The 17,517-nt window shown below is 70.5% G+C and carries 16 protein-coding genes; 11 read left to right on the top strand and 5 right to left on the bottom strand.

From position 1 onward, the window contains the following. The first annotated feature begins 68 nt into the window (after positions 1 to 68). The 10 genes from ASG73_RS08135 (at position 69) to ASG73_RS08180 (ending at position 10,866) form a co-directional block, all read left to right on the top strand. On the top strand, positions 69 to 1,160 hold the full coding sequence (locus ASG73_RS08135; RefSeq protein WP_055993376.1) for a mannose-1-phosphate guanylyltransferase: 1,092 nt from the start codon (positions 69 to 71) through the stop codon (positions 1,158 to 1,160). 67 nt (positions 1,161 to 1,227) lie between these two features. After that, positions 1,228 to 2,424: an amidohydrolase gene (locus ASG73_RS08140; RefSeq protein WP_055993378.1), complete on the top strand. Its 1,197-nt coding sequence runs from the start codon at positions 1,228 to 1,230 to the stop codon at positions 2,422 to 2,424. Positions 2,425 to 2,583: 159 nt separating this feature from the next. Beyond that, positions 2,584 to 3,621, top strand: a complete 1,038-nt coding sequence (locus tag ASG73_RS08145; protein ID WP_055993380.1) for a BMP family lipoprotein — start codon at positions 2,584 to 2,586, stop codon at positions 3,619 to 3,621. Positions 3,622 to 3,737: 116 nt separating this feature from the next. Beyond that, the gene (locus ASG73_RS08150; protein WP_055994447.1) at positions 3,738 to 5,291 is read left to right on the top strand and encodes an ABC transporter ATP-binding protein; all 1,554 of its coding nucleotides are present in this window, start codon (positions 3,738 to 3,740) and stop codon (positions 5,289 to 5,291) included. Beyond that, on the top strand, positions 5,288 to 6,388 hold the full coding sequence (locus ASG73_RS08155) for an ABC transporter permease (protein ID WP_055993382.1): 1,101 nt from the start codon (positions 5,288 to 5,290) through the stop codon (positions 6,386 to 6,388). The genes ASG73_RS08150 and ASG73_RS08155 overlap by 4 nt, the downstream gene beginning before the upstream one ends. Next, positions 6,385 to 7,650, top strand: a complete 1,266-nt coding sequence (locus ASG73_RS08160) for an ABC transporter permease (RefSeq protein WP_055993384.1) — start codon at positions 6,385 to 6,387, stop codon at positions 7,648 to 7,650. The genes ASG73_RS08155 and ASG73_RS08160 overlap by 4 nt, the downstream gene beginning before the upstream one ends. A 1-nt stretch (position 7,651) precedes the next feature. Then, positions 7,652 to 8,065: a cytidine deaminase gene (locus ASG73_RS08165; RefSeq protein WP_156466209.1), complete on the top strand. Its 414-nt coding sequence runs from the start codon at positions 7,652 to 7,654 to the stop codon at positions 8,063 to 8,065. Continuing rightward, a complete protein-coding gene (locus tag ASG73_RS08170) occupies positions 8,062 to 9,363 on the top strand; it encodes a thymidine phosphorylase (protein WP_055993386.1) in 1,302 nt (433 codons plus the stop codon). The genes ASG73_RS08165 and ASG73_RS08170 overlap by 4 nt, the downstream gene beginning before the upstream one ends. Before the next feature lies 1 nt (position 9,364). Beyond that, positions 9,365 to 9,724, top strand: a complete 360-nt coding sequence (locus ASG73_RS08175; RefSeq protein WP_055993388.1) for a cupin domain-containing protein — start codon at positions 9,365 to 9,367, stop codon at positions 9,722 to 9,724. Next, the gene (locus ASG73_RS08180) at positions 9,721 to 10,866 is read left to right on the top strand and encodes an adenosine deaminase (protein ID WP_055993390.1); all 1,146 of its coding nucleotides are present in this window, start codon (positions 9,721 to 9,723) and stop codon (positions 10,864 to 10,866) included. The genes ASG73_RS08175 and ASG73_RS08180 overlap by 4 nt, the downstream gene beginning before the upstream one ends. A 181-nt stretch (positions 10,867 to 11,047) precedes the next feature. On the opposite strand, the gene deoC is transcribed toward ASG73_RS08180, so the two are convergent. After that, positions 11,048 to 11,827 carry a deoxyribose-phosphate aldolase gene (gene deoC / locus ASG73_RS08185; RefSeq protein ID WP_055993391.1) on the bottom strand — a complete coding sequence of 260 codons (780 nt, stop codon included), beginning with the start codon at positions 11,825 to 11,827 and terminating at the stop codon, positions 11,048 to 11,050. An 81-nt stretch (positions 11,828 to 11,908) separates the two neighbouring features. On the opposite strand from deoC, the gene ASG73_RS08190 reads away from it, so the two are divergent. After that, positions 11,909 to 13,672 (top strand): hypothetical protein, encoded by a 1,764-nt coding sequence (locus ASG73_RS08190; RefSeq protein WP_156466210.1) that lies wholly within the window; start codon positions 11,909 to 11,911, stop codon positions 13,670 to 13,672. Positions 13,673 to 13,717: 45 nt separating this feature from the next. Here ASG73_RS08190 and ASG73_RS08195 read toward each other — a convergent pair whose 3' ends face one another. The 4 genes from ASG73_RS08195 to ASG73_RS08210 are packed head-to-tail and all read right to left on the bottom strand — an operon-like array spanning position 13,718 to position 17,508. Next, positions 13,718 to 14,353 carry a YigZ family protein gene (locus tag ASG73_RS08195; protein ID WP_055993395.1) on the bottom strand — a complete coding sequence of 212 codons (636 nt, stop codon included), beginning with the start codon at positions 14,351 to 14,353 and terminating at the stop codon, positions 13,718 to 13,720. Between the two features lie 7 nt (positions 14,354 to 14,360). After that, positions 14,361 to 14,978 (bottom strand): uridine kinase family protein, encoded by a 618-nt coding sequence (locus ASG73_RS08200; RefSeq protein WP_235499398.1) that lies wholly within the window; start codon positions 14,976 to 14,978, stop codon positions 14,361 to 14,363. Positions 14,979 to 14,989: 11 nt separating this feature from the next. Continuing rightward, positions 14,990 to 16,690 (bottom strand): phospho-sugar mutase, encoded by a 1,701-nt coding sequence (locus tag ASG73_RS08205; RefSeq protein ID WP_055993397.1) that lies wholly within the window; start codon positions 16,688 to 16,690, stop codon positions 14,990 to 14,992. Then, positions 16,690 to 17,508, bottom strand: a complete 819-nt coding sequence (locus ASG73_RS08210; RefSeq protein ID WP_055993399.1) for a purine-nucleoside phosphorylase — start codon at positions 17,506 to 17,508, stop codon at positions 16,690 to 16,692. Before ASG73_RS08210 ends, ASG73_RS08205 begins: the two co-directional genes overlap by 1 nt. Positions 17,509 to 17,517 lie beyond the last annotated feature (9 nt).

Consider the following 17,517-nt stretch of genomic DNA (forward strand, 5'->3'; position numbering starts at 1 on the left):
GGGTGACCTGCAGGGGGGTGTCGGGTGATCATCAGGTGACGTCTTGGTCGTCCGGGTACGGTGCGCCCATGACGACGACACCCGATCTCGAGCGCTTCTGGGCCGTGGTGCCCGCCGGTGGTGCCGGGACGCGACTGTGGCCGGTCTCGCGGGCCTCCTCACCGAAGTTCCTGCACGACCTCACCGGCAGCGGCCGCACCCTGATCCAGGCCACGGTCGATCGGCTGCGCGTCCTCGCCGGAGAGCGGGTCCTCGTCGTCACCGGGAGTGCCCACGCCGAGGCCGTACGCCGGCAGGTACCCGACCTGCCTGCGGACCTGTTGCTCGCCGAGCCCTCGCCACGCGACTCGATGGCCGCGATCGGGCTGGCCGCGGCCGTGCTCGAGCTGCGTGACCCCGAGGCGATCATCGGGTCCTTCGCAGCCGATCACGTCATCAAGGACGAAGAGGCCTTCGGCCGCGCGGTCACCGAGGCCGTCGGCGTCGCCCAGCGCGACCGCCTGCTGGTGACCATCGGCATCGAACCGACCTTCCCCTCCACCGGGTTCGGCTACATCCAGATGGGTCCGCGACTGCGGGCCCACCCCACGGCCACGCGCGTGCGCCAGTTCGTCGAGAAACCCGACGCCCGCCGCGCCGCGTCCTACCTGGCCACCGGCGAGTTCCGCTGGAACGCCGGCATGTTCGTCGTGCGCGCCTCCACGCTGCTCGACCTGCTCGCCGAGTGGCACCCCGACCTGGCCGCCGGTCTGCGAGAGATCGCGGCCGACCCCTCGCTGCTGGAGGAGCGCTGGGAGGGCCTGGAGAAGATCGCGATCGACCACGCGGTGGCCGAGCCCGCCGCTGACGAGGGCCTCGTCGCGGTCGTACCTGGCGACTTCGACTGGGACGACGTGGGCGACTTCAAGTCCCTGTCCGGACTGCTGCCGAAGGGGGAGGGCTCGATGACCGTCGTCGGTGACCCCGCTCAGGTGCAGGCCATCGACTCCGGTGGTCTCGTGGTCTCCGAGTCCGGCCGGATGGTCGCCATCGTGGGACTCGAGGACGTCGTCGTCGTGGAGACCGCCGACGCGCTCCTCGTCGCCAGCCGCGAGCGGGCCCAGGACGTCAAGCTCGTCGTCGAGGCGCTCAAGGCGGCCGGCCGATCCGACCTGGTGTGACCTGTCCGGTTCATCCGGTGGTCACCTCCCCGTCGTCGCGGTCTGACCTCGGTAGAGTCGCCACGCCATGACTGCTCCCCTCGCCCCGACGCTCCTGCGCGTCATCGACGACCTCGTCCCCGAGCTCGTCGACTTCCGTCGGGACCTGCATGCCCACCCCGAGCTCTCCTTCCAGGAGCACCGCACGACGGCCAGGCTGCGTGAGCGTCTCGAAGCTGCGGGACTGAAGCCCAGATCCGTCAGCGAGACCGGTCTCGTCGTCGACCTGGGAGCCCCCGAGCCGCGCCGCCGGGTCGCCCTGCGCGGTGACATCGACGCCCTGCCGGTGCGCGAGCGCACCGGCCTGGACTGGAGCTCGACCACCGACGGGATCTGCCACGCCTGCGGTCACGACGTGCACGCCACCGTCCTCCTGGGCGCTGGGCTGGCGCTCGCCGAGGTGGCCGACGAGCTGGCCGCGCGCAAGGTCGGGGTGCGCCTGATCTTCCAGCCCGCCGAGGAGCAGATGCCGGGCGGTGCCCTCAAGTTCGTCCAGGCAGGCGTGATGTCCGGCGTGGACACGGCCTATGCCGTCCACTGCGACCCGTCCCTCGACGTCGGGGAGGTGGGCCTGCGCGAGGGCGCACTCACGGCCGCGGCGGACCAGGTGACCGTCACCCTTCGCGGTCGTGGTGGTCACACCTCTCGCCCCTTCCTCACCGAGGACCTCACGTACGCCTTGGCCAAGGTCATCACCGACGTCCCGGCCGTGCTGAGCCGACGCGTCGACCCTCGGGCCGGGCTCGTCGTGGTGTGGGGCCGGGTCTCCGCGGGCGAGGCGATCAACGTCATCCCGTCCGTCGGTGTTGCCCAGGGGACGTTGCGGATGCTCGACGTCAGTGTCTGGGAGACGATCGGTCCGCTCCTGCACGAGGTCGTCGAGGACGTCGTCAAGCCCTACGGTGTCGCGGCGACGATCGACCATGTGCGCGGTGTGCCGCCGGTCGTCAACGACTCGGCGGCGGTCGCGGCTCTCGGTCGCGCCACGATGGCTGCCGGGTTGCGCCCGGTACCGACACCGCACAGCCTCGGCGGTGAGGACTTCGCGTGGATGCTCCACGAGGCCGAGGGGGCGATGGCCCGCCTGGGGACGCGCACGCACGGAGGTCGCAGCTTCGACCTGCACCAGGGTGACCTCGTCGTCGACGAGGGGGCCGTGCGCAACGGCACTGCCCTGCTGAGCCTCGCTGCGGCGGGGGAGTGGACGCGCGTCGAGAGCGACTGATCGAGGGCGAGGGTTATCCCTCCCGGGGCCGCCGACGGTCGCGGTCTCATAACAGTTGGTCCCATCCACCCCATCGCCTCTGGCGCGGGGGCTACCGCGTCGTAACATCCCGGGATGGCACATGCGTGCCGAGATACCCCTGTTGAGAAGGAGAGCGCCTTGCGCCACACCGTGAAGGCCGCATCGATCTTGTCCGTGGCCGCTTTGGCCCTCACCGCATGCGGTGGCAGCGACTCCGGCGGCGACCCCACCGCGGGCAAGGACGGCGGCAGCGACGTCAAGGCCTGCCTCGCCTACGACGTGGGCGGTCGCGGAGACCAGTCCTTCAACGACTCCGCTGCCAAGGGCCTGGATCAGGCCAAGGACGAGCTCGGGGTCGAGATCGAAGAGGTCGAGGCCAGCCAGGGCGAGAACGACGCGGCTCGCGAGGACCGCCTCAACCAGCTGGTCGACGCAGGCTGCACCAACATCGTCGGCGTGGGCTTCATCTACGCCAAGGCCATCGGCGCCGCGTCCAAGGCCAACCCCGACGTCTCCTTCGCGATCGTCGACGACGCCTCCGCCGACTCCAAGGGCCCCAACGTCGCCCAGCTCGTCTTCGCCGAGAACGAAGGCTCCTTCCTCGTCGGCGCTGCGGCCGCGATGAAGTCCAAGAGCGGCAAGGTCGGCTTCATCGGTGGCATGGACGTGCCGCTGATCAACAAGTTCGACGCGGGCTTCAAGGCCGGCGCCAAGGCTGTCGACCCCAAGATCGAGATCCAGACCAAGTACCTGGCCGAGGATGGCTCCGGCTTCGCTGACCCGGCCAAGGGCAAGACGGCCGCCGAGGGCATGTACGACAAGGGCGCGGACGTCATCTACCACGCTGCTGGCGGGTCCGGTGCGGGCGTCTTCGAGGCGGCCAAGGCCAACAAGAAGATGGCGATCGGGGTCGACTCCGACCAGGCCAAGACCGCGGCGAAGAACGTCCAGGACGTCATCATCACCTCGATGGTCAAGAACGTGAACGTCGCGGTCTTCGACTACGTCAAGGCGTCCGTCGACGGCAAGCCGTTGTCCGGTGTCCAGGAGTTCGACCTCAAGGACGGTGGCGTCAGCTACACGACCACCGGCGGCAAGATCGATGACATCACCGCCAAGCTCGACGCGTACAAGAAGCAGATCATCGACGGGAAGATCACCGTTCCCGTGAAGTGACTCTGACCGGCAGTCCGGGGCCCGATCACACGTGAGCGTGTGGCCGGGCCCCGGCCCGTCCTCGGGCGCTACCCTTCGCCTGCGCACCCATGTCGCTGATGCACCACGGAGGCACCATGAGCACGACCGTCACAGACCCCCCTTCGTCCGCAGGCAACGCCGCCACCGACCTCGTCGTCGAGGTCGAGGGGATCACCAAGCGCTTCCCCGGTGTCATCGCCAACCAGGACGTGACCTTCGGTGTGACCCGCGGGACGGTCCACGCGATCGTCGGTGAAAATGGTGCGGGCAAGTCCACCCTGATGAAGATGCTCTACGGGGTGCAGCGCCCCGACGAGGGCACCATCCGGGTCAACGGAGAGGCCGTCTCCCTGCACAGCCCGGCCGACGCGATCAAGCACGGCATCGGCATGGTCTTCCAGCACTTCATGCTCGCCGACAACCTCACCGTGACCGAGAATGTCGTCCTCGGAGCGGAGAAGCTGCACGGGATCGGAGCGGGTGCACGCGCCGAGATCAGCCGCATCTCCGACGAGTACGGGCTCGGGATCGACCCCCGAGACCTCGTCGCCGACCTGGGGGTCGGCGCCCGGCAGCGGGTGGAGATCCTCAAGGTCCTCTACCGCGGGGCCCGCACGATCATCCTCGACGAGCCGACCGCGGTGCTCGTCCCGCAGGAGGTCGACGAGCTCTTCGGCAACCTGCGCGAGCTGAAGCGCGAGGGCATCACCGTCCTCTTCATCTCCCACAAGCTCGACGAGGTGCTGTCGGTCGCCGATCGCGTCACCGTGATCCGTCGCGGCACGACCGTCGACACCGTGCTGCCGCAGGACGTCACCGCCCGCCAGCTCGCCGAGCTCATGGTCGGCTCGGAGCTGCCGACGCCACAGACGCAGGAGTCCACCGTCACCGATCGGGTCGTGCTCTCCGTCGAGGGCGTGACGCTCGCCGGCGCGGGCCGCAACGCTCTCGAGGACATCACCCTGGCCCTGCACGCGGGAGAGGTCGTGGGGATCGCCGGCGTCGAGGGCAACGGGCAGGCTGAGCTGGTCGAGGTCCTCATGGGCATGCGCGAGCCGGTCACGGGACGCATCGAGCTCGAGGGGACCGACATCTCCGACTGGGACGTGCGCCGCATCCGCGAGGCGGGCGTCGGGTACATCCCCGAGGATCGTCACCGTCAGGGCCTCCTGCTGGATGCGCCCCTGTGGGAAAACCGGATGCTGGGCCACCAGACGCAAGAGCCCGCGTCCAAGAACGGAATCCTCACCAACGCCGCGGCCAGGACGGACACCGAGAGGATCGTGCGCGAGTACGACGTGCGCACCCCGAGCATCCACGTCACCGCCGGCTCCTTGTCCGGCGGCAACCAGCAAAAGCTGATCATCGGTCGCGAGATGAGCCACGCACCCAAGGTGCTCGTCGCCTCCCACCCGACCCGAGGCGTCGACGTCGGCGCACAGGCGGCGATCTGGGACCTCATCCGTGAGGCTCGTCGCGAGGGTCTCGCGGTCCTGCTCATCAGCGCCGACCTCGAGGAGCTCATCGGGCTCTCCGACACCATCAAGGTCATCTTGCGTGGCCGGATCACCGGGGACTTCGACCCCGACGTGGTCACCAGCCAGGAGCTGGGCAGCGCCATGACCGGCGCCGGGAAGGACGCCTCATGAAGTTCACTCCACGCCGACTGGTGCTGACCCTCGCGGCCCCGGTCCTCGCGGTGGTCGTCGCCTTCGTCATCACCTCCCTCGTGCTGGTGGCCGTGGGCGACCCGGTGGTCCAGGTGTGGTCCACGCTGCTGTCCGAGCCGCGGCCGCGCACCCTGGTCAACATCGTCAACAGCGCCATCACCTACTACATCGCTGCCGTCGCCGTCGCGATCGGCTTCAAGATGAAGCTCTTCAACATCGGTGTCGACGGCCAGTACCGCATTGCCGCCTTCGCCGCCGCGCTCGTGGCCGGACAGGCCTGGCTCCCGGGTGGGCTCAACATCGTCCTGGCCATGCTCGTCGCCATGCTCGTCGGTGGCTTCTGGGCGGGCATCGCCGGCTGGCTCAAGGTGACCCGCGGTGTCTCCGAGGTCATCTCGACGATCATGCTCAACACGATCTCCGCCGGCCTGGTCGGCTGGGGCCTGCGCACCTGGGGCACCCGGGCCGAGGGCAGCAACACCCGCAACACCACCGAGATCCCGGCGTCGAGCCAGCTCGACGGCTTCAAGCTCATCGCTGACGCGCCCAACCGGGTGTACACGCTCCTGGTGCTCGCGGTCCTCGTCGGCATCGTCTACTGGTTCATCATCAACCGCACCCGCTTCGGCTTCGACGTGCGGGCGACCGGTGAGTCCGAGACGGCCGCCGTGGCCAGCGGCGTCAAGGTGCCGCGGATGGTCCTCATCGCCATGATCGCCTCCGGCGCCGTCGCAGGTCTGATCAGCATGCCCGCCTTCTTCGGGGCCGACCACAGCTACGGGCTCAACTTCCAGGAGGGCGTCGGCTTCATCGGCATCGGGATCGCGCTCCTCGGGCGCAACCACCCCGTCGGTATCGCCTTCGCGGCACTGCTGTGGTCCTGGCTGGAGAAGGCGAGCGATGGCTTGCAGCTGAAGGCCGATGTCTCCCCGGCGCTCGTCTACATCATCCAGGGCGTCATCCTCCTGGCGGTCGTCATCGCCTACGAGGTCGTCGCTCGCTTCGAGCGGCGCCTGGAGCAGAAGCAGGTCACCCGCCAGCTCGACACGGCCACTCCGGAAGGAGCCTCGGCATGACCCTCAGCGTCGGCACCGAGACCGAGACCGTCCCCGCCGCGCGGACCACGCGGCGCATCCCCTTCTGGGCCTGGCCCCTGGGTCTCGCGGCCCTGCTCGTCGTCCTGTCGATCATCCGGATGATCACCGGTCAGGACGACATCTCCTCCTCCGGGACACTCGGTGCTGCGCTCGCCTGGGCCATGCCCCTGGCTCTCGCGGGCCTCGGCGGTCTGTGGTCGGAGCGCGCCGGCGTCATCAACATCGGGCTCGAGGGGATGATGATCCTCGGTACCTGGGGGGCGGCCTTCGGGGCCCTCCACGGTGGTCCGTGGATGGGCGTGCTCGGTGCCGTCGTCTGCGGTGCGCTCGGCGGTCTCGTGCACGCCCTCGCGACGGTCACCTTCGGCGTCGACCACATCGTCTCCGGTGTGGCGCTCAACATCGTCGCCCTGGGCGTCGCGAGCTACCTCGCCGCGCGGTTCTTCGGCGACCTCAAGGGCGGCAGCGATGTCCAGTCGCCGCCACTCCCTTCGCTCCCGCGGGTCGGTGTCCCCGGAGTGTCCGAGCCGCTCAAGAGCGTCGAGGACAAGGGCTGGTTCTTCGTCTCCGAGCTGGCGGCAATGTTGCGTGCAGCGACCACCGACCTGTCGCTGCTGACCGTCATCGCGCTGCTCCTCCTCGTCGGGACCTGGTGGCTGTTGTGGCGCACCTCCTTCGGCCTGCGGGTGCGCTCCTGTGGTGAGTCGCCGGTCGCCGCCGAGACCCTCGGCGTCAACGTCTACCTCTACAAGTACATCGCGGTCACCGCGTCGGGCGGCCTCGCCGGCCTCGGTGGTGGCTTCCTCGCGATGGTGGCCTCCAATGCCTACCGTGAGGACCAGACGGGCGGACGCGGCTACATCGGCCTCGCGGCGATGATCTTCGGCAACTGGCGCCCCGGGGGCGTGCTCATGGGCTCGGGCCTCTTCGGCTACATGGATGCCCTGCAGCTGCGCGGTGGAGGTTCGGCGCTGCACGCGATGCTCCTCTTCATCGGCATCCTGCTGCTCGTCATCGGTCTCTGGCAGATCCTGCGGCGTCACGCCCACGTGCAGGGCGCGATCGCCATCGTCACGGGCATTGCCGTCGTGGTCCTGTGGGCCATCAGCGACACCATCCCCGGCGAGGTGACCCGCTTCGCCCCGCACCTGACGACGCTGCTCGTGCTCGCCTTCGCCAGCCAACGTCTGCGCATGCCGGCGGCCAACGGCAAGGTCTATCGACGAGGAGAGGGGCACTGACGTGGGGCGCGCCCTGACGCAGGACGACTGGGAGCTGCTGCGCAGCACCGCGGTCGAGGCGATGGGGCAGGCGTACGCGCCGTACTCCAACTTCCCGGTCGGGGTCGCCGGTCTCGCCGACGACGGACGGCTGCTGAGCGGCTGCAATGTCGAGAACGCCTCCTACGCGGTGGGCCTGTGCGCAGAGTGCGGGCTCATCAGCGACCTCGTGCGCACTGGCGGTGGCCGCCTGGCCGCCGTCTGGTGCGTCGACTCCCGAGGCGAGACGCTCATGCCGTGCGGTCGCTGCCGACAGATCCTCTGGGAGCACGGCGGCGAGCAGTGCCGCATCCAGACACCGGAGGGCGAGCGCTCGCTCGCCGAGATCCTGCCGCAGGCCTTCGGGGCGGACGACCTGACCAAGGGAGCACGATGACCGAGCAGCACGATGTCGTGGACATCATCCGCACCAAGCGCGACCGGGGTGTGCTCGCCGATGACCAGATCGACTGGGTGATCGACGCCTACACGCGCGGTGTCGTCGCCGACGAGCAGATGTCGGCGCTGGCCATGGCGATCCTCATCAACGGCATGACGCGCCCTGAGATCGCCCGGTGGACCGCGGCGATGATCGCCAGCGGGGAGCGGATGGACTTCTCCGCCCTGAGCCGGCCCACCTCGGACAAGCACTCGACGGGGGGAGTCGGGGACAAGATCACCCTCCCGCTCGCCCCGCTCGTCGCAGTCTTCGACATCGCCGTGCCGCAGCTGTCCGGCCGAGGTCTCGGCCACACCGGCGGGACGCTGGACAAGCTCGAGTCGATCCCGGGCTGGCGTGCTGATCTGAGCAATGCCCAGATGCTCGCGCAGCTCGACGACGTCGGCGCGGTCATCTGCGCCGCGGGCGCCGGGCTGGCTCCTGCCGACAAGAAGCTCTACGCCCTGCGCGATGTCACCGGCACCGTCGAGGCGATCCCACTCATCGCCAGCTCGATCATGAGCAAGAAGATCGCCGAAGGCACCGGCGCGCTCGTCCTCGACGTCAAGGTCGGGTCCGGTGCCTTCATGAAGACCCGCGAGGACGCCACCGAGCTCGCCCGCACGATGGTCGACCTCGGGACGGACGCCGGGGTCAACACCGTCGCCCTCATCACCGACATGTCCGTGCCGCTCGGCCTGACGGCCGGCAATGCCCTCGAGGTGCGCGAGTCCGTCGAGGTCCTCGCAGGTGGGGGACCGCAGGACGTCGTCGACCTCACGGTCGCGCTCGCCGACGAGATGACCCGGGCGGCTGGCAAGGACGTGGGGCCTGACGAGCTGCGTGCCGCGCTGGCCGACGGTCGGGCCATGGATGTCTGGCGCCGGATGATCTCCGCGCAGGGTGGCGACCCGGACGCATCTCTGCCCACCGCGGCCGAGACGCACACGGTGACCGCCGACGCCGACGGCTACCTCGAGCACCTCGACGCCATGGCGGTGGGCATGGCTGCCTGGCGTCTGGGCGCGGGCCGTGCGCGCAAGGAGGACCCGGTGCAGGCCGGGGCCGGCGTCGAGCTGCACGCGCGTCCGGGCGACCGCGTGAGCGCCGGGCAGCCACTCATGACCCTGCACACCGACACCCCCGAGCGCTTCGCCCGGGCTCAGGAGTCGCTCGTCGGGGGCTGGCGCATCGCGCCGCAGGCGCCCGCCCGAGGCTCCGTCGTCCTCGACCGGATCACTGCCCAGGAGGCATGAGATGCCCGAGCTCAACACCAGCCCGTCGATCATCGACGTGCCCGGCGGCAAGGTCATCGCCGAGCACGTCGGTCGGGTCGCCACCGGGAGCGAGGCGATGTCCGTCGCCCACATGAAGGCGCCGCGCGACTGGTCGGAGCCCGCACAACGCCCCGACTTCGACGAGGTGACCGTCGTCGTCTCAGGAACCGTGCTCGTCGAGCACGACGCAGGAACCACCGAGGTCACCGCCGGGCAGAGCATCGTCACCCGGGCGGGGGAGCGGGTGCGCTACTCCACCGGCCCCGAGGGCGCCGAGTACGTGGCGATCTGCACGCCCGCCTTCGCGCCGGACACCGTCCACCGAGAGGACGAAGGGTGAACCTCGACGAGGCCGGGATCCGCTCCCTTCCCAAGGTGCTGCTGCACGATCACCTCGACGGGGGTGTGCGGCCGGCCACCGTCCTCGAGATCGCCGACGAGGTGGGCCACGAGCTGCCGGCCAGTGGTGACGAGCGCACCGCCGAGGGCCTGGCGCGATGGTTCCGTGAGTCGGCCGACTCGGGCTCGCTCGTGCGCTACCTCGAGACCTTCGCGCACACCGTCGGGGTCATGCAGACCGCGCCGGCGCTGCGTCGCGTCGCGCGGGAGTCGGTGCTCGACCTCGCTCGTGACGGCGTCGTCTACGCCGAGTCGCGCTACGCCCCCGAGCAGCACCTCGAGGGCGGACTGACCCTCGAGCAGGTCGTCGACGAGGTCAACGCCGGCTTCCGCGAAGGGGAGGAGCAGGCCGCCGCAGAGGGGCACCCGATCATCGTGAGGGCGCTGCTCACCGCGATGCGGCATGCCGCGAAGTCACGCGAGATCGCCGAGCTGGCGGTGCGCTATCGCGACAAGGGGGCGGCTGGGTTCGACATCGCGGGAGCCGAGGCGGGCCACCCGCCGAGCCGGCATCTCGACGCCTTCGAGTACCTGCGCCGCGAGAATGCGCACTTCACGATCCACGCCGGTGAGGCCTTCGGTCTGCCGAGCATCTGGGAGGCGCTGCAGTGGTGCGGAGCAGACCGGCTCGGCCACGGCGTGCGCATCGTCGACGACATCGGCTTCCGCGGGGGAACCGTCACCGACGACCCGCTCGCCGCCAACCAGGCTGCGAGAGAGGACCCCTCGCAGCTGCGGCTCGGTCGCCTGGCCGCCTTCGTCCGGGACACCCGGGTGCCGCTGGAGATGTGCCCGCACAGCAATGTGCAGACCGGTGCCGCGCCATCGATCGCCGCGCACCCGATCACCCTGCTGGCCAGGCTGCGCTACCGGGTCACCCTCAACACCGACAACCGGCTGATGTCGGACACCTCGATGACCCGGGAGATGCACGCCCTGGTCACCGATGCGGGCTGGGAGCTGGACGACCTGCGCTGGGTGACGACCAATGCGATGAAGTCGGCCTTCCTCCCCTTCGACGAGCGGTTGGACCTCATCGAACGAACGATCAAGCCGGCGTACGCGGCTGCGGCCTCTGCCTGAGGGCCTGGTAGGTGCCCTGATGCTGGTTGGAGGTAAACGCGCGGACGAAAGGTCGGCGAGTTCCCTTCCAATCAACGCCCTTGAACCTCGAATGGATGCCAACTCGCCCAAGAATCGTCCGCGCGTTTACCTCCACCCGATGACTGGGGGCGACTGACGCCTCCACTCGGCGGCTGGGGCCTCAGTAGGTGGCGGTGGGTGCGGCGTCGGTGGCTTGGCCGGGCTCGGGGACGACGAGGCCGTCGGCGCCGAGCTGCTCGGCCTCGGTCAGGAGGGCGGAGGTGCTCGAGGTGCCGATGCGGGTGACGCCCTCGGCAACCATCGCCAGGAGGGTGGGGATGTCGCGGACACCACCGGAGGCCTTGACCTCCATCTGCTGCGGGGTGTTGGCGCGCATGAGCGCCACGTCCGCGAGGGTGGCGCCGCCTCCGGCGAATCCGGTGGAGGTCTTGGTGAAGTCGGCCCCCGCGTCGGCGCTGGCCCGGCAGGCGTCGATCTTGGCGCGCTCGTCGAGCAGCGCCGTCTCGAAGATGACCTTGACGATGACCCCGGCAGCGTGCCCGACCTCGACGACCGCTGCGATGTCGTCGCGCACGGCGGTGATGTCCCCGCCGCGCAGGCGGCCGATGTTGAGGACCATGTCCAGCTCGGTGGCGCCGTCGGCCAGGGCCTGCTGCGACTCGGCGACCTTGGCGGTCGTCGACGTCGTGCCGTGGGGGAAGCCGATGACGGTGCACACGCGCGTCGGGCTCCCGTCCACCTCGGTGATGGTGGCCTTGGCGAGGGCCACATCGCTCGGCCGCACGCAGACGCTCCAGATGCGGTGGCCGGCGAGCTCGCGGACCGAGGCGGCGACCTCGTCAGGGGTCAGCTCCGGCTTGAGCAAGGCGTGGTCGATCAGGTCGGCGACGTCCTGGACGGACAGCGCCGAGCCGGGGACGAAGGAGGGACGACGGGTCATGAAGCCAGCCTAAGGCCCACGCACAGGCACTACGCTGAGCGTCGAGCCGACGGACGCGGCCCGACGTGATGATGAGGCCGTATGAGTGCGCAACCTTCCACCGGAGCGGATCACGGTCGACCGTACGCAGCCGTGTCGGTCTTCCTCGTCGTGGGCTCATTCCTCACGTGGCGTTCCACCTTGGGTTTCGACCTGCGGGACAGCGCCTACGTGACAGCCATCGCCCAACGCATGGCTCGCGGCGAGACACCCTTCGTCGACGAGCTCAACCCGCACAGCTTCGGGTCGCTTCCTGCTGTCCCCAGCCTTTGGCTGTGGCACCACATCGTCGGTACCTCGGGAGTCGTCCTGCTCGGACGCCTGACCTTCGTCGTTCTGGTGGGCCTTGCCAGCGTGGTCGCCTGGCGTGCTCTGTCACCTCATGCCGGGCGGACCATCTCAGCGGTGGCAATCGCCACAGCGGTCCTCGCGCTCCCTTACAACCAACTCGTGGTCTCGTACAACACCACGCCACAGCTGGCGCTGATGGTCGCCTCCTGCGCGGGTGTGGCGGCGGTGGCGCGGGGGTCGAGAGGCTGGGCAGCCGCGTGTGGGACGTCGGCCATGGTGGCATCCATCGGCTACTTCGCGGTACTCCCGGCGGCGATGGTCCTCATCGGGTCGACACTGGTCGGGCGGGCCCTGTGGGTGCATGGTCGTCCGGAGAGGGCTTGGGTCTTCAGTCTGCTCGGCTCAGGGCTCCTCGTGGGCCTGGTCTTCCTCGGGTGGCTCACGCTCGTGCCGGGCTGGGGCGCCGTCCGCGACTCTCTGGCCCTGTTGGACTCGGGAGCAGGCGATCGCGGGATAGGGGTCGAGCCCTTCTACTGGCACTTCGTGGCGGGCGCGCGACTACTCCCGTTGGCGCTTCTGGTCGCGACCATGTCGGTCGCCATCAGGTGGCCACGCGGCGTGCGCGAGGTCCTCTTGGGTGGCGCAGTCGCACTGCTCGCGTTGTGGGGTGGCGAGTGGGGGCCTCCCGGTCAGGAACCAACCGCCGGGAAGTACGCGGGAGCAGTTGCTCTGGCACTGCTCGTCGTCCTGGCTCCGGCCATGACCATCTGGCTCGGTCGACGCAGGGATCGCCTGCTCCTCTTGGTCGTCCTGATCGCGCTCCCGGCTGCGGTCGTGGGTTTCATCGCGACCTCTGCCGTGACGCTGAGCGGTGCCGCATACGGTGCCTACGCCGTCCCGCTGTCGGGGATGATCGTGCTGATCGTGTTGGTCCTGAACGCGGTGGTCACGGATGGCGGGGCGCCGCGATGGACGCAACCCATCGTGTTCCTCCCGGCCGTGGCCATGGTCGCGAGTCTCCTGTCGGTCGTCTTCAACGAGGGGCCCGTGGTCACCACGACGACACGGCTGGCCGAGGGGCCAGGCGCCGGCCTCAGCGTCGGGGTCGACAGCGGATCCGACTACGCGGCCGTGGCGCGGCTCGTCGCTGCTTGCACCGACCCCGGTGGCGGACTGTGGGCCCCCGGTGTACCCGGGGCCTACCTGTGGGTCGACCGGAGTGCTGGGGTACCCCAGTACTGGTTGTCACCGCACGAGTTCACTTCAGGGCTTCGGGTGCTCGGAGCCGTCGGAACCGATCCCGCCTGTGTGCTCGCCCCGTCCGACACGTCTCCGGGTGGTCAAGGGGAGCCGCTCGCCAGATGGCTCGACGACGGCTATGAGCGGCGTACCAGCGAGCGCCTTCGGACGGTGGGAGAGGACGGCACCCGGTACGCGCTGTTCGAGAAGCTTCCCGACGAGGAAGCGCTGCGGTCGGCCGCTGCACAGCAGCAGCTGACTCCCGGGTCGTCCTGAGGGACCGGTTCCGCGCGAACGCGACGACGTTCGAAGGGCGCGGGTTCAGGCCGGTACGTCCATCCACCGCGAGCCCGCCTCACGCAGGACTCCCGTGCCGCCCGTGAGCTCTGCGACGACGGGCGCCAGCGACATCTGCCCGTCGGCCGGCACACCGAGCCGCAGCGTCACCTCGGCGCCGTACGCGGCGTCGAGAACCTGGACCCCGCGGGAGCGCAGCTCGTTGTCGATCCTCCCGGCCTCGGTGTGTGGGACGACCAGCTCGTGCTCGATCACCAGGACGCGGCGCAAGGTCCCCACGGCGTCCAGCCCGGACCGGACCGAGTCGCCGTAGGCCCGGACCAGACCACCCGTGCCGAGCAGCACCCCGCCGAACCACCGGGTGACCACCGCGACGACGTCCGAGACCTCGTGACCCAGCATGACCTCGAGCATGGGAGCGCCGGCAGTGCCCGACGGCTCACCATCGTCGGAGGACCTGGTGGTCTCGCGACCAGGTCCGATGGCGAAGGCCGAGCAGTGGTGGCGCGCATCCCGGTGCTGCTTGCGCAGCCGCTCGACCACGGCCCGCGCGTCCTCCTCCGACTCCACCCGCTCGACGGTGCACAGGAACCGGGAGCGCTTGACCTCGATCTCGGTCTCGCCGTCGCGGGCGATCGTGAGGTAGGACGTGGCGGCCATCGGTGCGTCAGGCTCCGGACAGCTCGCGCTCGGCCCGCGTCGGCGTCGCGCACCGGGCTCCGAGCTCCTCGTGCCGGGCGACGACCCGGGGCTCGTCGCGCATGAGCACCAGCCCGCGACGCACGAGCGTCAGCGGCGGCTTGCGGCGCTCCCTGAGGTCTCGGGCCAGGCGCAGGACGAAGGTCTTGAGCCGGTGGTGGCGGATGCACCACGCGGAGTGCAGCAGCCCCGCGGCGCGCAGCGCCGAGATCGCGTCGGCGGCGAAGATGCCCTCCGCGATGACGAGGTCGTCCGGGCGCGCGGTGATCGTGTGCTGCCCGACGGCTCGGGAGGCGCTGATGTCGTAGACGGGCATCGCTGCCGTGCCCGTCGTGAGGAGCGTGTGCAGAGCCGCGATCGCGGCGTCCTGGTCCCAGCTGTCGGGGTGGTCCCAGTCGATCATCCCGAGCTCCGCGCTCACCGGCAGGTCCGGCGCATCGGCGTCCTTGTAGAAGTCGTCGAGTCGCACGACCGGCCAGCCGTGGGCCCCGTGCAGCCGGTCGGCCAGCCGCGACTTGCCCGACCCGCTCGGCCCCGCGAGCACCACGACACGGCCGTGGGGGCGGGACGGGGCAGGCGTGGGCACGAAGGGAGAGTCTAGAGGGCGGTCAGCCCCTCCATCGCGGCGCGTACAGCGGCCAGGCGCCCGGCCGCTCGCTCGCGGGCGCCCGTCAGGTCCTCACGGCCGGCGACCGGCTCGATCGCCTCGAGGTAGACCTTGAGCTTGGGCTCGGTGCCGGAGGGCCGCACGATGATCCGCGAGTCGTCGGCCAGCAGGTAGCGCAGACCCTCGGTCGGCGGGAGGCCACCGGCACCCGCGGCCAGGTCCTCGACGCTCGCCACCGGTGACCCGGCGACCTCGCTCGGGGGTGTCCGCCGCAGTCGCGCCATGAGCCGGCCGATGTCCGCGAGGTCCTCGACACGGATGGAGAAGGCGTCGGTCGTGTGCACACCGAGCTGGGTGTGCAGGTCGTCGAGGACGGACTGGAGGGTCCTCCCTTCGGCCTTGAGGATTGCGGCGAGCTCGGCGATGAGCAGCGCGGCGGAGACGCCGTCCTTGTCCTTGACGAGGTCGGGCGCGACGCAGTAGCCGAGCGCCTCCTCGTAGCCGTAGTGCAGGCCTTCCACGCGGGCGATCCACTTGAACCCGGTGAGGGTCTCCTCGTGGGGGACGCCCGACTGACGGCACATCGCGGCCAGCAGTCGCGAGGAGACGATGGAGCTGGCCATCCGGCGGCCGGTGGGCACGCCACGCATCAGCAGGTGCGAGGCGAGCAGTGCGCCGAGCTCGTCGCCGCGCAGCAGCCGCCAGCCACCCTCGACCGCGTCGTCGGGGACGGCGACCGCGCACCGGTCGGCGTCGGGGTCATTGGCGATGACGAGGTCGGGGTGCTGCTCGCGGGCCATCGCCAGGGCTGCGTCGAGCGCACCGTCCTCCTCGGGGTTGGGGAAGGCGACGGTGGGGAAGTCGGGGTCGGGCTCGGCCTGCGACGTCACCTTGGTCGGTGCGGCGAAACCGGCTCGGACGAAGGCCTGCTCGACCGTCGCGTCACCGACGCCGTGGAGCGCGGTGTGCAGGACGGTGATGTCGCGCGGGGTGCCCGCGGCGACCACGCCGGCCACCGCGTCGAGGTAGGCCTCGAGCAGCTCGTCGCCGAGGACCTCCCAGCCGGACTCCGCCCGGGGGACCGACGCGACGCTCCCGACGCGGGCGATCTGCGCGGCGATCTGCTCGTCGCTCGGGGGGACGATCTGGCTGCCGTCGCCGAGGTAGACCTTGTAGCCGTTGTCCTGCGGAGGGTTGTGGCTCGCGGTGACCATGACGCCGGCGTCGGCGCCGAGGTGGCGGATCGCGAAGGCCAGCACCGGGGTGGGCAGCGGCTCGGGCAGGAGCACGGCGCGGCCACCGGCCCCGACGACGACCGCGGCCGTGTCGGTGGCGAAGGCGTCGGAGTTGTGGCGGGCATCGCGCCCGATGACGACGAAGGGGGAGTCCGTCACCATCTTCAGGTGGGCCACCAGGCCCGCGGCGGCGCGGATGACGACGGCGCGGTTCATCCGGTGCGGGCCGGCGCCCAGGGCGCCGCGCAGTCCGGCGGTGCCGAACTGGAGCAGGCCGGTGAAGCGATCGGTGAGGTCAGTGACCGCGGTGGGGTCGCGCCCTTCGGCGGCGGTGATGACCTCCTCGAGCTCGGCGCGGGTGGCCGGGTCGGGGTCGTCGGAGGCCCACTCGCGGGCGGCGCCGACGAGGTCATCGGTGGCGCCCGCGGTGGTGTGGCGGGCGGCGTACTCGACCATCAGATGCGCCCGACGATGCTCGCGAGCAGGGTTCCGCAGCGCTCTGCCGCGGCGTGCCCCGCGGCGACCACCTCGTCGTGCGCGAGCGGCGTGTCGCTGATGCCGGCGGCGGCATTGGTGACGAGGGAGACGCCGAGGAGCTCCAGACCGGCCTCCCGGGCGGCGATCGCCTCGAGCGCGGTGCTCATGCCGACGAGGTCGGCGCCGAGGATGCCGGCCATGCGCACCTCGGCGGGCGTCTCGTAGTGGGGGCCGCGGAACTGGGCGTAGACGCCCTCGCCGAGGCCGGGGTCGATCTCCCGGGCCAGCTCGCGCAGCCGGGGGGAGTACAGGTCAGTGAGGTCGACGAAGTTGGCCCCCTCGATCGGGGAGGTCGCCGTGAGGTTGATGTGATCGCTGATGAGGACCGGGGTGCCCGGAGCCCACTCGGGGCGCAGCCCGCCGCAACCGTTGGTCAGGACGATCGCCCGGCAGCCGGCCGCGGCAGCGGTGCGCACGGCGTGCACCACGGACCGCACGCCGCGGCCCTCGTAGAAGTGGGTGCGCGTGCCGAAGACCAGTGCACGACGGCCCGTGCCCGCGATGTCGATCGAGCGCATCTGCCCGGAGTGCCCGGCGACGGCCGCGGCCGCGAAGCCCGGGACCTCCGCCTGCTCGACGGTTGCGACGGTCTCCCCGACGAGGTCGGCGGTCTGCCCCCAGCCCGACCCGAGGACGAGGGCGACGTCGTGGCTCGCGACGCCGGTGCGCTCGGCGATCACCGCCGCGGCGTCACGGGCGAGGGCGAAGGGGTCCTGGCTGTCGGTCTGCTCGGTCACAGCCGCAAT

It is taken from the genome of Janibacter sp. Soil728 (genome assembly GCF_001428305.1).
Classification (GTDB): Bacteria; Actinomycetota; Actinomycetes; order Actinomycetales; family Dermatophilaceae; genus Janibacter.

Bases quoted from the DNA above. Each gene is read 5' to 3' on its own strand.
- ASG73_RS08135 (WP_055993376.1), top strand. From the start codon at position 69: ATGACGACGACACCCGATCTCGAGCGCTTCTGGGCCGTGGTGCCCGCC.
- ASG73_RS08140 (WP_055993378.1), top strand. From the start codon at position 1,228: ATGACTGCTCCCCTCGCCCCGACGCTCCTGCGCGTCATCGACGACCTC.
- ASG73_RS08150 (WP_055994447.1), top strand. From the start codon at position 3,738: ATGAGCACGACCGTCACAGACCCCCCTTCGTCCGCAGGCAACGCCGCC.
- ASG73_RS08155 (WP_055993382.1), top strand. From the start codon at position 5,288: ATGAAGTTCACTCCACGCCGACTGGTGCTGACCCTCGCGGCCCCGGTC.
- ASG73_RS08160 (WP_055993384.1), top strand. From the start codon at position 6,385: ATGACCCTCAGCGTCGGCACCGAGACCGAGACCGTCCCCGCCGCGCGG.
- ASG73_RS08170 (WP_055993386.1), top strand. From the start codon at position 8,062: ATGACCGAGCAGCACGATGTCGTGGACATCATCCGCACCAAGCGCGAC.
- ASG73_RS08175 (WP_055993388.1), top strand. From the start codon at position 9,365: ATGCCCGAGCTCAACACCAGCCCGTCGATCATCGACGTGCCCGGCGGC.
- deoC (WP_055993391.1), bottom strand. From the start codon at position 11,827: ATGACCCGTCGTCCCTCCTTCGTCCCCGGCTCGGCGCTGTCCGTCCAG.
- ASG73_RS08190 (WP_156466210.1), top strand. From the start codon at position 11,909: ATGAGTGCGCAACCTTCCACCGGAGCGGATCACGGTCGACCGTACGCA.
- ASG73_RS08195 (WP_055993395.1), bottom strand. From the start codon at position 14,353: ATGGCCGCCACGTCCTACCTCACGATCGCCCGCGACGGCGAGACCGAG.
- ASG73_RS08205 (WP_055993397.1), bottom strand. From the start codon at position 16,690: ATGGTCGAGTACGCCGCCCGCCACACCACCGCGGGCGCCACCGATGAC.